This window comes from Brevibacillus sp. AG, assembly GCF_028369215.1.
Lineage (GTDB): Bacteria > Bacillota > Bacilli > Brevibacillales > Brevibacillaceae > Brevibacillus > Brevibacillus porteri.
The window spans coordinates 166,965-180,794 of the sequence record NZ_JAQMYO010000005.1; the positions used below are offsets into that span (position 1 = coordinate 166,965).

Consider the following 13,830-nt stretch of genomic DNA (forward strand, 5'->3'; position numbering starts at 1 on the left):
GCCGATTATGATACGGACACCGGTCGCATCCCTTCGATTAATACCAGCGCGACCTCAGGACGGCTAAATTCAGGTGGCGGAGCCTCCCCGCGCGCCAGCATTTCCCTCACTTTTGTTCCGGACAGCGCGACATGGTGCTCACTAGCATGCGGGCATGTTTTGGTAGAGGCCATGTTTTCGCAGCTCTTGCAATAAAAGCTGTTCTCGAAAAATAATGGCGTAATCCCTAGCTCCTCTGGCTGGAACTGGCGGAAAATATGCTGGGCATCGTACGTCCCGTAATAGTTACCAACACCCGCGTGGTCCCGACCTACAATAAAATGAGTGCAGCCGTAATTCTTCCTCACCAATGCGTGAAAAATCGCTTCCCGCGGTCCTGCATAACGCATCGCAGCTGGGAATACGGCCAACTCTACCCGGGTAGCCGGATAGTATTTTTCCAGCAATACCTGATAACTGTTCATCCGCACATCCGCAGGGATGTCATCTGCCTTCGTTTCGCCCACTAGAGGATTCAAAAAGAGACCGTCGACGATTTCGAGTGCTGACTTCTGGATGTATTCATGCGCGCGGTGGACTGGGTTGCGCGTCTGAAAGCCGACAATCGTTCTCCAGCCCTTCTCGGCAAATCTTTCTCTCGTTTGTGCCGGATCGAAGTGATAGCTGGCAAAGCGACCTTTTTCGGTGCGCCTTACCAACGTAATTGGGCCAGCCAAATAAACGGCGGGACGCTCCAATAGCTTTTTCACCCCGGGATGATTCGTATCGTCGGTACCATAGACGAGCCGGGCTTCACGCTCCTTGTCAGGTGAATAAATATCGGTGATCGCAAGAATGCCATAGACCGAACCTTGATGGCTCAACCGCACCTTGTCTCCAATCTGCAAGGCTCCTGCGACAGTGGTCGAGACCGGAAGCGTAATCGGAATGCTCCAAACGGTACCATCTACCAGTCGCATCTGCTCTACGACAGAAATATAATCCGCACGATTCAAAAATCCCTCAAGCGGACTGTAGCCCCCAATCCCGATTAACTCCAGATCTGCGAGTGCAAATGCATCTATCTCTACCTCATGCGTAGTCACCGACAGGTCTGCCTGTGGATCAAAACGGTTTACCAGCTCTCCCCCGTGAGGTTTCCCACTCATACAAAAGCCCCTCCTATCCATGGTTTGTTTTTCTCTTTTTCGTTACCTTGCGAGATGCAAGCCACATTCCGTTTTCCCTGCTTGCGCCCAGCGCCCTGCTCTCGAATCCTCGCCCTCTTTTACAGGACGAGTACAAGGAGCGCAGCCGATGCTCGGATAGCTCTGGTCGTGAAGAGGGTTGTACGGCAATTCAAATGCCCGAATGTACTGCCATACTTCCTCCGACTTCCAATGAATGAGCGGGCAAATTTTTAGCGACTGGAACTTTTCATCGCGATTGATAAAATCGACATTCGCTCTCGTGGCCGACTGCTCTCTGCGTAGTCCTGACAACCATGCAACCACTCCGGTCAGCACACTTTCCATCGGCTGTACTTTGCGGATATGGCAGCACATATCCGGCTGCCTGCCCCACAATTCTTCGCCATGGAGGTCTGCCTGCTGTGCCAGCGTGATGTCCGGCTGCTTGACCGTTATCCGCAACGCAGGATACCTCGCTCTCACCTGCTCAATCAAGCTGTACGTCTCGGAAAAGTGGAGATTCGTATCCAAAAAAGTGACCTTGGCATCCTTTTTTATTCCACTGATCATATCGAGCAGCACCATGGCCTCGGCCCCAAAGCTACAAGAATAAATCAAATCATCTGAAAACGTTTGGTAGGCCCATTTGATTACATCTATGGTGTCGCCCTTTGCGAGACTATTATTGATGGAAGCGAGTTGTTCCTCTGTAGCTGTCGCAAAATTCAGCTGGCTCATGTGCCCCCTCCTTGATCATTCAGCGTACGATCCTTCCTGCGAACTAGTCGTCGACAAGACAAGAGTCTGCCCACGCTTGGCATGGTCGCGCCACGCCATGAGCTCATTTATATGGATCGCTTTATCTTCATGGCTGCTCACGGTTTGCCAGCCCATTTCTCTCGCTGCAGCTGCTGTTTCCTTCCCGACACATACGATCGGTGTCTTTGACCAGGTATCGCCGGCGAATTGCGCCAGAGCTGACAGCGTATGAGCGTCATCCGTCGCTAGCCAATCAAATGACAATCCTGCCTCTTTCGTACCGACGTGCTTCTCATCCCATTCCACCGTGCCTGCTTGGATCACTTGAATCACCTTGCCGTGGCCCAACGTGATTCTTTGCGGCTTCCTTGCCCCTATATAAAGCACCTGCTCTTCTTTTTCCAAGGCAAGCAGGTCAGGGAATGCGAGCAGTGATGTGTTTTCATCCAGCACCAAGTCCGGATATATCCCCCGTTTCTCGAAAGCCTCAAAAGCCAGTTGCCCACAAACAGCCAGCTTGCTCGTCAAGCGCCGTACATCAAAACGCTGTTGTCGCAAGGCAGAAGTAAAAAAGGATACTTGCTGCTCATTCTCGAAGACGAGCCAACGATAAGTGGCAAGCTCTGTCAATGGTGTGTCAAACGTGCAGCGTTCGCTCAAAGGAATCGGTAGGACTTCGGCGCCCAACTGCTCCAATGCAATTACGAGCTCGCTATTTCCTTCATCGCTTGCTCTTCCTGCAACGGCTACCCGTTGTCCGAACAAGGGGCGTGATTCGTACCAATTCAGCGATTCTCGCAGACGAACGACCTCACCAACAATAATGATAGCGGGTGCTGCAAAACGAGCCTGCTCGACTTCCTTATCTATCGTCCCAAGCTTGCCGATCAACGTCTCCTGCTCACGCACCGTCCCCCAGCGCACGAGAGCAACGGGCGTATGGATGTCTTTTCCATGCGCAAGAAGGCGCTCCCTGATGCGAGGCAGATTTTTCACACCCATGTAGATGACCAACGTTTCCATCGAGGCGAGGGCAGCCCAGTCCGGTTCCTTTCCCGCATTTTTTTCACACAAGTGACCGGTGACAAAAGCGACGGAAGAGTTGTAGTCACGATGAGTCAGCGGAATCCCCGCATAGAGCGGAGCCGCCATCCCGGAAGTAATCCCTGGGACGATCTCAAACGGAATAGAATGGTCACGGCACATCTGTGCTTCCTCTCCTACCCGCCCGAACATACTCGGGTCCCCGCCTTTCAGTCGAACGACATATTTCCCTTTTTGAGCTTCCCGGATGAGAAGGAGGTTGATCTCTTCTTGCGGCAATGTATGATGATCCGCCTCTTTCCCGCAATAGATGAGGGTGGCTCCCTTTTTTGCGTACGAGAGAAGCTGCGGGCTTGCTAGGCGATCGTACACAATCACATCCGCAAGCCGAAGCGACTCCATGCCGCGAATCGTCAGCAGCTTGGGGTCACCAGGCCCTGCTCCGACAAAAACGACTCTGCCTGTGTTCATTACGAATCCGTCCTCCTTGCTGCTTGGTTCCTTCACAGGAAGAGCCCTCACCATATTTAAGTAAACGTAGAGGTTTCCACTACGTACCCGACTCCTTGGCGTCCGAACGGCTTCTTTTCAACCAAGCTCAGCTCTTTGATACGAGGTGGCACTATCGTATGTCGCAAGAGATTGTTCTCGGCTGAAGTGAAGGCTCGCTCATCCGTTTTGGCGATGACCACAACCGTCAGTAATCGACCTTCCTCTAGCACGGCTTCCAGCTTGTAAAGGTAGCTCTCTGTTTCCTCTGCCATGACATGTCCCCCCTTAACCTGGCTATACCCGCATCTGTATTACGCTGGTTGCAGAATGGAGTCAACCTGTGCTTGGATATGGGAAAGTCCTACCCGCTCCACATAGCGCCAGTATGGTTCGCCTTCCTGACGATCCGCCTTGTACAGCGTAATCAATTGGGCAAGGAACGGACCGAGTCTGTCTACAGTAATCCGCGCGTTGAGCTTGCGGTTGAATTGCGGCTCCTCCAGTGTCCCACCTACGTAGATGTCAAACGCCTCTACCATTCCGTTCGATGTCTTGACCAGTGCGCCTTGCAGGCCGATATCCGCAATTTGGCGCTGACCGCAAGAATTCGGGCAACCGATCATATGAATGCGCAGCGGCGTTTCGAGAACGACCGTATCATCCAAATATTGAGCCAGCGAACGCATCCGCTCCTTGGTTTCCACGATAGCCAGATTGCAATATTCCGTACCTGTGCACGATACGGCATACCCGACAAACGTATTAGGCTGCAATTTGAAACGGTTCACAATTATCGGCTCATTGCGGAAAGCTGCGACCTTCGCTTCGGGAATGTTGCGTATCAGGACATTTTGGGTGTTACAGGTGCCAATCGTTCCATCGCCATATTCGTCTGCCAGACGGGCAAGTTCATTTAGCTCCCCTGCATTCATTCGTCCAACGGGAACAGACAAACCTGCGTAATATAGTCCTGCTTGGCGCTGCTCGTGAATGCCGTAAAAATATCCACCATTCCAGCCCGAGGTTAAATCGATACCACCCGGCTCAAGCTCGCCAACCAGCTCCATTAATTGCTCCTTGAACCTTTCAGGTCCCCAGTCAGCGACCAAGAACTTAAGACGTGCATGGGTACGTTTTTGACGGTAGCCGAAATCGCGGAACAGAGTCGTAACTCCTGCCGCCACTTTGACGACCTCCTCTGGTCGAACGAACACATCCAGTTGCTTCGCCAAGTATGGCTTCGCTGACAAGCCGCCACCTACCCATACATGAAAGCCGATTACTTCCTCGCCAGCCATGACTTTTTTAGCCGGAGTGAAAGCCAGATCGTTGATTTGCGCATGCGCGGCGTTATGAATATTGGCAGAAAGCGATATTTTGTACTTGCGTGGCAGATTGGAGAAGTCACGATTGAGCAAGAAGAATTTTTCCAGCTCCGCTACGATGGGACGCGTATCCAGCACTTCATTGGGATCAATTCCTGCCAGTGGGTTCCCCATGATTTGCCGCGGGCAGTCTCCACATGCTTCAAAAGAGGATAGTCCCACAGAGGCGAGCCGATCAAAAATGTCAGCGAGCGATTCTACCGTGAGCCAGTGAAATTGCACGGCCTGACGTGTGGTCACATCCACCAGATCACGTCCATAATCTTCCGCGATGTTGGCGAGCACCCGAGCTTGTTCGCTGCTCAAAATGCCTCCAGGTATGCGCACGCGCATCATGAAGTGGCCGTTCTTTGGTCGCTGCTGATAGATGCCTGCCCATTTAAATCGATCCATGTCAGAAGATTCAATCGATGCGAAGCCTTCTTTGGAATAGGTGTTTACGATCGTTTCGATGACATCCAGACCGTCTTTTTCCAGCTTCGTAAACTCCATTTTGTTGAGGGATGGATCAGCAGCCCACTTCCACTGCTTTCTCTCTGCCATGCTCGTACATGCTCCTTTGTGTGAAGATGTCAGTTACCAATGCCATTCGAATCGATTGGCTCATCCAGTCCGCAATCAGGGGGTGGGGCAAGTACGCACTGCCCTCATAGCGATAAGCCAAGCCCGCAAGCCGTTTCGGGATTACTTGTCGCGTGAAATAGCCCTGGCTGACGAACAGAGGAAGCACGATGACATCCCCTTTTTGTGCCAGTGAACAGGCTTGATCGTACAGAGTATCGGGCCTCAGTGTCGCATATCCGGCAGCGGCAAATGCATAGCGGTTTTGCAAGCGGAATGTCAGACGCAAGAGCAGCTTTTCCCACCGCTCATGACATCCAGGCAAGTCACTGCCGTGCCCGACGAGCAACAAAGCCTCCTGACTAGGCAAGCGTGATAGACTTGCGATTCGCTCTGCCACGATCTGCTCGACGTTTCCGTGATCCTCCAATGGCGGACACCAGAGAATTCTTGCCTGAACCGGAACGCGAATCAGGTCTGTCTCTCCTGTCGGCCATGGGTCTAGTCCAAGCATCGCGCGGATTTCCCCTACGTGATTGCTTCCTGCCGTAGCGAATAGCGGAACGACGACAATCGTTGTCGCTCCTGATGCTTCCAGACGTTTCACTTCCTCGTTGATGCTTCGTCCTTCCACTCCTCCCAAGTAAACTACCCGAATTGGCAAATCAGTGCGGCACTGCCAAACGGCTGATTCCACCAACGCCAACCAGTCAGGATCGGGTGAACCGTGAGCAATTACCAAAACCGCTGTTTTCGCCATCGGATAATCCCCTTATCCAAACTTATTTTGTAATTCATATATGTTTACTCGGAATTATAATTGGGATGGATTGCTCCGTCAATAACAAAATCTTTTGAATGGTAAAAACAACAGCCACCCCATTTCGTGGATGGCTGTTGTATCTAATCGTATCTTCTTAGACTATGGCTCCTCTCATCAAATGGAGAAGTGAAAGTAGCGACGAACGGTTTCCTCAATCTCATGTTTTTCTAGTTTTTCTTTTGTTTTCTCTTTTCCGTTGACGATGATCAATGTGTTTCCCAACAGGGTGATACGCCCCGTTTCCGTCACTCTCGAAAGGAAATACACTTTGTTGAACATGGACTCAGGGGATGTTTCCGTTAGCACACAAATTGGATGGATATTTTCAAAGTTCCACTGATTGGAAGGTTCCTCAAAACGATATTGGGTTTCCCACTCCTCATCGGTCTTCTTTTGCATGTAGTAGAGCGATTCGGATTCATCCTTATAGACGCGGTAAATACCATCACTATCAACAACTTCCTTTCCACTCAGTGGAACAGGGAGCCGTGGTGAATTTCCGCCAAATCCTACATCCACCAAGTATGGCTCGTTATCTAGCGATAAGATGTTGAACAAATGGGCGTTTTCCAGAGCCCAGACTCCATTTCCTACATAGACGGTTCCTGCCATCAGATAAGGCTTAAATCCCAGTTCCTTTAACAGAAAATAAAAGATTCCGTTTAACTCGTAGCACACGCCACCCTTCTCTGCTTGGACAATTTTTTGATACAGATCCTCTTCACGCAAAGAGAGAGGTTTCCTTGCAAGAATGTCGAGATTCTCAAAGTGAACGTTGAGTACATGTTGTTTTTGAAGATGGGACAAATACGCGAGATTTAGCTCGCTCTGCATCTGCGCCTGAATACGTTCTAAATATTTTTGAGTGTCCATCTATCTTTTACCTCCATTTATATACTTAACTTTTTATAATGTTTCGATTTGTACTTTCATTGTAAGGTTGATCATTGATAAATAAAAATATATATTTAAATATCATATTAATAACCCTGAATATATCAATATAAGGTGGAAATGTACTATGGAATTACTTCAACTCAAGTATTTTCAGACAGTCGCCCGTACGGAACATATGACAAAAGCGGCACAGGAACTCCGTATAGCCCAGCCAGCTCTCAGTGTTACCATCGCTCGCTTGGAGGAAGAATTAGGAGTCCCCTTATTTGATCGGATTGGGCGACAAATCCGCCTGAATGTTTTCGGAAAAGCTTTTCTCAAGAAGGTGGATATCGCTCTTGGGGCATTAGAAGATGGGAAACGCGAAATTGCAGACCTAGCTGGATTGGAACGTGGAAGTGTTTTGTTAGCTACGACAACCTTGAATCGAGTATCTGAATTACTGGCACCTTTTCTATCCTTATATCCACACATCAGCTTTCGCATCACCCAAGCAACTACAGAGGAATTGAAGGTTCAACTGCTCGAAAAAGGTGAAATCGACTTTTGCCTCGCTACTTCCTCGATTGATCGGCCGGGAATCTGTAATCTACCCTTATTGACGGAAGAGATCGTACTGGCTGTACCAAGTACACATCGTCTCGCAGACCGCCAGCGTATCCACCTCAGTGAAGTAGCAAATGATCCGTTCATTAGTCTAAAACCGGGCTACAGCTTCCGTGAAATCACCGATGATTTCTGTCGAGAGGCTGGTTTTCTACCCAATATCGTCTGTGAAGGGGACGAGCCTGCAGCCATCAGCGGCTTGGTACGCGCTGGTCTTGGTGTTGCTTTTTTACCAATCGCCGCCAAAATAGAATTGCCTCCGCTTACGCTCCTTCATATTGAGAAGCCTGTTTGCCAATGGACTCCTCATTTGGTGTGGCATGAAAAGCACTACTTGTCACTTGCTGCACAGACCTTTCGTGAATTTGTTGTACAGCATTACGCTCTCGAGAAAATCACATAAAAAAAGCTGCCAGGCCTAATGCCTGACAGCTCCCCCCTTATTCCTCACTCTTTTTCCTCGTTCGACGATACAGCAAATCCATACTTTCCTTGAACGTCTCATACTCGTGCTCGGTCAAATTTTCGATCTGTTGGATATTTGCGATCGCCTGCTTTTTGATCTCTTCGGTCAAACGATCTTTCTCATCCGGGCCTTTGCTTTCATGTGTCTCTGTCCAATGCGTAGCAAAATTCGCCGTCAAGGCTCCAAGCATTCCGATCCCCGTTATCATCAAGATCGTCGCCATGATCCTTCCACCTGCCGTCACGGGCGAAATATCACCGTAGCCGACTGTCGTGGTTGTCACAATCGACCACCACAGCGCATCCGGGAAGCTTTTGATGTTCTCGTTTACACCGTATTCGAGCAAATAAATAGCAGTCGAACTCCACAGCATGATGATCGTGACGACACCAACTACTTGACGCATCGGGCCTGATCGAATGATTCCCAGCAAAAACGGCGAAGCACGCACGATACGCACTAGCCGAAGCACGCGCATAATTCTGGCTAAATACAAATAAGAGTCCAATGGAATCATCGCGATCAGGTCGAACCAGTTGGCAAATACGAATTTTCGTTTATCTTTCGCCCTCCATAGCCGGACCAAATACTCGACAATCAGCATGATGATCAGCGCATTGTCTACCTTGTCCATCAGTTCATCAGTCAACAGAGGGTGATTAGAGAAGTCTGCGAACAACAGGATCGCATACGTAATTACTAGCATAATGATAAAAATCTCATACATGACGCGCCAGAACAAAAAGACTCCTCCCTGTGCTCATAAGTGCCTGCTCAAAATATGATCTGTTCCGCATCGAAAAAGAGGCGAGAACCTGAAGCGGGAGGAGCCAAATGTAGAGAACCTACACGAGCACCAGACTTCTAAGGTGAACGCCTCTTTCCATGCTTAGTAGCTGATCAGCGCAGCCATCAACAAGCCCGCTGCAATACTCAAACGCGAAGCGAAAATACCAACGGATACGTTTCCGTTCGGAATTTCAGACACGACTTTAAATGGTGTGACCCATTCGAACAAATAAAAAACGATGACTTGAAATACCATTCCTACAATACCCCAGATGACTAAATCCCACAAGTTAACGGAGTGGTATACAGCCGAAGCGAGGACGATTGCCAAACCGATGATTTTCCCTCCCAAATCGTGCGAGGCTGCTTTTGCCGCTGCCATTTTCTTCGGATCGTCAGTCTGTGCTCCCTGCTTGATCAGATCAAATTCTTTGTAAGGAGTCGTGATTGTAAACACAAAAATTCCCACAGCCAATATCGGAATGGTTACTGCCAAATACGCCAAAAAATTCAATACGTAATCCAATTGTCCCAACATGTAAATTGTCCTCTCCTTTCGCTACTTGTCTATGCCGACCGGCAAATAATAGGATAGGTTGTTTGTAATCGGTCCCCCGACACGGGCTACAATTGCTGATGCCTCTGTGCCGATCCAAAAGGACCCCCAGAGCAGCCGCCCAGCATAAGCTCCCTTCACTGTCTGAACCGTTATCTGTGGAAGCTCCACACGTTTCTGATAAATCATCGGTTGCTCCCAGTAAAACTCCTCCTGATCCTTCTCTTGCAGCGTACCATCTGATGCAAACAGCATGACACCGCCACCTTCCCGCCCAAAAATCGGCTTCGTGACGTAGTCCTCCCTGCCTGCAAACCGATTTTCAAAATAAGTCGGCAGCATATAAGCTTCGATGATCGCGTGCTCCTCTTCTGTAAAAAACTCATTCGCCTCATGCAAGTTCCAGATGAGCGCCTGCAAAGCCTTCGTCTGAATGAGAAACGCAGAAGGAGGATTAATAATGGCGAGTTTTTTGCGGGCAATCAACGAAAGCACATGCTCACCAGTCGGGTACCCATCTTCATCCTGTTCTACCGCCAGCTTTTCCAAAGCATGCAGACGGTACAGCACATCGACTGGCAGTAGCTCCTCATTCTCCTTTACATAGAGACGATCTTGCCAAACACGCAAATGCTCCAAAGCGGCAAACCGAGCAGACAGACCCGATTGGTTCAATAAGTACAATGTCGTTCCCTTGTCTTCCTCATGCCAGTCGAGCGAGCTAAACCAGACAGAATCCGTATCATAGCCCTGTGCCCGATACGCGTCGACCACCTTGCTGAATGCCGAACGCAACTGCCGCTCCATCCCTTCATTCGGGTCCTCGCGCTGGAAATGGCGACAAGCACGACCGTTCACATAAAAAGCCTCGACGATTCCTGTAGGGGTATCGCTGTTGCACTCAAGCATCTTCAATCCTTCTGTTGTCTGGGCAAAATCAAAGCGTCCAATCACAGTCGGCACTGTTTGGGAAACAACAATCCTGACTGCCTGCAAAGCCTGCTTTGGCACTCCTAGTTCCAACAACAGGGAGTCCTCTGCACGCTGCAATACCGGAACGACCTTGGTAAAAATTTGCCCAAGCCGCTCGGTTGCCATCGCGATTTCCTCTCGAAAGGAGGGAGGGATCAGGTGGATATCATAAAGCGCATACTCCTCGCCATACATCCAATCCCAGGTAAATACGCCCTCTTCCCGCATCGGGCCATACAGCGCCTCTCGTTCTCGTCGGTTATGGTCTTCCACTTCCATCACCTCACCCGGAGCTGGAATAGCCCGAGCTGCCGATACCGCCCTTGGAGCTGCTCGTGCTTATGCCACTCGATACTCCGGATTTGCTCTTGTAAGACCTGTAAGTAGAGCTCGAACCCCCACTGCTGCTGCTATCGTCACAATAGCCGTCATTGTCGTTATCGTAGCAATCATCATCATAGTCGTCCCCGGAAGAACAACCGCTGATCGCAAGTGCAGCTGCGACGAACAGACCGACTACTTTCTTCGATTTCGTTTGTGCCATCTTTCTTCCTCCTACACTGGCTTCGCGTAGTAAACATAAACCTGCCGATCTTCATCCACTTCGGCCGATGTCTTCTCCCATTCGCGTCCATTCACGTACAAATAGTCGCTTTGCAAATGCAAGAGAGCATCGTCATCGTCCTTGAAGTAAAACGTGTGTACAAGCGGATAAACGCGTGCATTTTCTTGATATTCACGCATTTCGATCTGGATGCTGCCCCAGCGTGCAGTCACAGCCTCCGCGTAATCGACAGCTTGCTCTTCTGTTGAGCGCTTGACGTAAATGACATACGTGCCGTTTTCGATTGCACAGGACGTCTTTTCATAAACGACATGCCCCTTCACCAAATAATCGCAAGCAAAACGCAAGGAGACCTCGTCTTTGTTCACGTTGTCGTAGTAAAACTGAACAGGGTATCCCCTCGCCTCATCCAGCAGCCGATATTCCAGTCGTGCCATTTTTCTCACCTCTTTACCTATCACAGAATAACAAATCATGCGCAACAGTTTTATACGTGCGCCGAAACATTTGGTTGCCAATAAATGAAAAGAAATCCAGCTGAGCCATAAACCGCTACATAAGTCCTGCTTCTTTCGTTCCCGTTACTGTCGAATCATACCGCGAATCGTTTCATGCAAATGTCCGTTGCTCGCCACTAATGAAGGCGTGTGATCTTGATGGAATGGCTCATGCTGATATGGTTTTCCAGACCAGTCCGTAATCGTTGCACCCGCCTCCTGGGCGATAACAATTCCGGCGGCCACATCCATAATATTGGAACGTTGCATCACGATATAATCGAGCCATCCGTTTGCCAGCAAGCACCAGTCCAGCGCAGGCGCAATATTTCGCATGAGACGCTTGGTCTGGAATACAAACGATTCTGTAAAAGCCATCTCTTCTTCCTTCGTTACCGTGTCGCGTCCACGGATGTACGTACCGACTGCACGTGTGAGGTCTTGACGGTTATTGACGTTCAATCGTTTTCCGTTCAAATAGGCTCCTTTTCCTTTTTCCGCCCAAAACATTTGACCCGCTACCGGATTGTAGACGACGCCAAGCACCAGCTCGCCCATGTGCTGCAAGGCAATCGAGATCGAGAAATACGGATAGCCGATAAAATAGTTATTCGTTCCATCTAAAGGATCGATAATCCACAGATACTCTTCCGCGCGGGAAACCATTCCGACCTCTTCAGAAAAAATGGTATGTGTCGGGAAGTGGCGATGCAGGACCTCAATGATGCGCTTTTCACTGCCTTTATCCTCTGGCAGCTTCACGTCGTTATGCAATTCCTCATCGGGCACGAGCTGTTCGAGAAAACGTTCTTTCAAAAACGCACCCGCGACACTTGCTGCTTCTTTTGCAATTTCGATCATGACATTTCGCTCCTTTTTCTCTTTGGAACAACCTTTCAAATAAGAGTTCAATAAGTCGGCTTTTCAGCACCGAGAAGATGGCGAGAACCGAACGAAGGAGGAGCGGAGTGTAGGCAATCTACATGAGCACCGGACTTCGGAGGGGAACGCCATATTCGATGTCGAAATCGCTTTCTGGACTACTTCGTGATCAAAAGACGACTTTTTGAACAACCTTCCACTTGCACTTGTGCAGGAAAGATTACTATCATAGAAAGACACCCGAAGGAGGGGGATAAACATGAACACCGACTTCATTCGGCTAAAAAATATGGACGGTGAACTCAAATTCACCCAAATGAACAATAGCTACGGCTTCTCTGTCACCACGAAGGAGCTCGTTTTTTTCAAGCCACATATGACCTACCATTTATTTTTGCAGGATATCATTAGCATGGTCCCGATGAAGCTGGACGTTAGCCCTGTCACGTTTCGGCATCAGAGTGAGGCGGTTCATGCTTCATTTGGTTCCGATTACTACAAGCTGACAGCTAAATGGGCGCGGATTGTTTCTCGATCCGGTATCGTCGAAAAAGAAAACATGGAGTTTATCGTGCCGCTTTCCACCAAAATGCTCGCTTATATTTCGGAATACAGCGGTCTCGTTGTCATCAAATAACACCGTCAACCCTCGCTCTCGCCTTTTTGGTGTGGAGCGAGGGCTTTTTATTTCCGATCATTTCTGGATAGCACGATGAACGTTCCTGTACCATGGGCGATCCGCCTATCCCGATCATCGTAGACACTGCCGTCCATGACGACCAACGTGTGTCCGCGATGCAAAAAGCTCGCTTCTGCGCGCAGCCGCTCTCCTATTCCCGGAAGCAAATAATTGACCTTCAGCTCTGTGGTCACTGCATACTGACTAGGTGGCAAGGACCGATTGATCAAGGAGCCCATCGCTGAATCGATCAAAGTCGCGAGAATCCCTCCATGAACAACTCGACCTGAATTGTGCATAAAAGGGGTCAGAGGCAATTCGAAGCGATACGACTGTCTTTCTTCGTCGATGAACTCTCCCTTTAATCCAAGAAATCCAGAGATAAACGCGCTATTCCTTTCCCGCTTCTGCTGAATGGCAGCAACAGCCAGCTCGAGAATGCGGCGCTCTTCTTCATTCCCGTCCGACCAGATGTTTTTTAGCTCATCTAACATTTTGTTCACTCCAACCGAAATGGAATCGATTCTTCTATTTTATCCCAAACAAGTTGATTTCGCTATGATTCCTAAACTTATGCCAATCGAGAGCAGCTGTCCGAACCACTCGAGACTGAGCAAATGTTCAGACTTTTACGGTTGTTTCTGTTATTAAAAATTGATAAGATAGTTCAAAACATAAGACAGGCATT

General features: G+C 49.3%; 16 protein-coding genes. 2 read left to right on the forward strand and 14 right to left on the reverse strand.

The window, feature by feature from the left end; translation table 11 throughout:
* Positions 1-5: 5 nt before the first annotated feature.
* The 7 genes from sat to POF51_RS14700 form a co-directional block, all read right to left on the reverse strand.
* Positions 6-1,148: a sulfate adenylyltransferase gene (gene sat / locus POF51_RS14670; RefSeq protein WP_271755653.1), complete on the reverse strand. Its 1,143-nt coding sequence runs from the start codon at positions 1,146-1,148 to the stop codon at positions 6-8.
* 42 nt (positions 1,149-1,190) lie between these two features.
* Positions 1,191-1,907 carry a phosphoadenylyl-sulfate reductase gene (locus POF51_RS14675; RefSeq protein WP_069847736.1) on the reverse strand — a complete coding sequence of 239 codons (717 nt, stop codon included), beginning with the start codon at positions 1,905-1,907 and terminating at the stop codon, positions 1,191-1,193.
* Positions 1,908-1,922: 15 nt separating this feature from the next.
* Positions 1,923-3,443, reverse strand: coding sequence for a uroporphyrinogen-III C-methyltransferase (cobA, locus tag POF51_RS14680; RefSeq protein ID WP_271755654.1), 1,521 nt, complete (start codon positions 3,441-3,443; stop codon positions 1,923-1,925).
* 56 nt (positions 3,444-3,499) lie between these two features.
* Positions 3,500-3,736 carry a DUF3906 family protein gene (locus tag POF51_RS14685; RefSeq protein ID WP_271755655.1) on the reverse strand — a complete coding sequence of 79 codons (237 nt, stop codon included), beginning with the start codon at positions 3,734-3,736 and terminating at the stop codon, positions 3,500-3,502.
* Between the two features lie 39 nt (positions 3,737-3,775).
* Entirely contained in the window at positions 3,776-5,392 is a 1,617-nt protein-coding gene (locus POF51_RS14690) for a nitrite/sulfite reductase (protein ID WP_069847741.1), read from the reverse strand.
* On the reverse strand, positions 5,358-6,170 hold the full coding sequence (locus POF51_RS14695; protein ID WP_271755656.1) for a sirohydrochlorin chelatase: 813 nt from the start codon (positions 6,168-6,170) through the stop codon (positions 5,358-5,360). The genes POF51_RS14690 and POF51_RS14695 overlap by 35 nt, the downstream gene beginning before the upstream one ends.
* A 177-nt stretch (positions 6,171-6,347) precedes the next feature.
* A complete protein-coding gene (locus POF51_RS14700; RefSeq protein ID WP_069847745.1) occupies positions 6,348-7,106 on the reverse strand; it encodes an arylamine N-acetyltransferase family protein in 759 nt (252 codons plus the stop codon).
* 148 nt (positions 7,107-7,254) lie between these two features.
* Between POF51_RS14700 and POF51_RS14705 the strand changes: the two genes are divergently transcribed.
* Positions 7,255-8,139 (forward strand): LysR family transcriptional regulator, encoded by an 885-nt coding sequence (locus tag POF51_RS14705; RefSeq protein ID WP_271755657.1) that lies wholly within the window; start codon positions 7,255-7,257, stop codon positions 8,137-8,139.
* 37 nt (positions 8,140-8,176) lie between these two features.
* Here the strand turns inward: POF51_RS14705 and POF51_RS14710 are convergent, their stop codons facing one another.
* The 6 genes from POF51_RS14710 to POF51_RS14735 all read right to left on the reverse strand — a co-directional run bounded on the left by POF51_RS14710 (position 8,177) and on the right by POF51_RS14735 (position 12,442).
* Complete coding sequence (locus POF51_RS14710) at positions 8,177-8,944, reverse strand: potassium channel family protein (RefSeq protein ID WP_271755658.1); 768 nt, start codon at positions 8,942-8,944, stop codon at positions 8,177-8,179.
* 147 nt (positions 8,945-9,091) lie between these two features.
* On the reverse strand, positions 9,092-9,529 hold the full coding sequence (locus tag POF51_RS14715) for a DUF350 domain-containing protein (protein ID WP_069847749.1): 438 nt from the start codon (positions 9,527-9,529) through the stop codon (positions 9,092-9,094).
* Between the two features lie 21 nt (positions 9,530-9,550).
* Positions 9,551-10,798 (reverse strand): glutathionylspermidine synthase family protein, encoded by a 1,248-nt coding sequence (locus tag POF51_RS14720; protein ID WP_271755659.1) that lies wholly within the window; start codon positions 10,796-10,798, stop codon positions 9,551-9,553.
* Positions 10,799-10,802: 4 nt separating this feature from the next.
* Entirely contained in the window at positions 10,803-11,063 is a 261-nt protein-coding gene (locus POF51_RS14725) for a hypothetical protein (protein ID WP_047071752.1), read from the reverse strand.
* Between the two features lie 11 nt (positions 11,064-11,074).
* Positions 11,075-11,521: a hypothetical protein gene (locus POF51_RS14730; protein ID WP_069847754.1), complete on the reverse strand. Its 447-nt coding sequence runs from the start codon at positions 11,519-11,521 to the stop codon at positions 11,075-11,077.
* A gap of 144 nt (positions 11,522-11,665) precedes the next feature.
* Entirely contained in the window at positions 11,666-12,442 is a 777-nt protein-coding gene (locus POF51_RS14735; protein WP_069847756.1) for an inositol monophosphatase family protein, read from the reverse strand.
* 280 nt (positions 12,443-12,722) lie between these two features.
* Between POF51_RS14735 and POF51_RS14740 the strand changes: the two genes are divergently transcribed.
* The gene (locus POF51_RS14740; protein WP_069847758.1) at positions 12,723-13,100 is read left to right on the forward strand and encodes a hypothetical protein; all 378 of its coding nucleotides are present in this window, start codon (positions 12,723-12,725) and stop codon (positions 13,098-13,100) included.
* Between the two features lie 47 nt (positions 13,101-13,147).
* Here POF51_RS14740 and POF51_RS14745 read toward each other — a convergent pair whose 3' ends face one another.
* Positions 13,148-13,636: a PaaI family thioesterase gene (locus tag POF51_RS14745; protein WP_069847760.1), complete on the reverse strand. Its 489-nt coding sequence runs from the start codon at positions 13,634-13,636 to the stop codon at positions 13,148-13,150.
* Between the last annotated feature and the right edge of the window lie 194 nt (positions 13,637-13,830).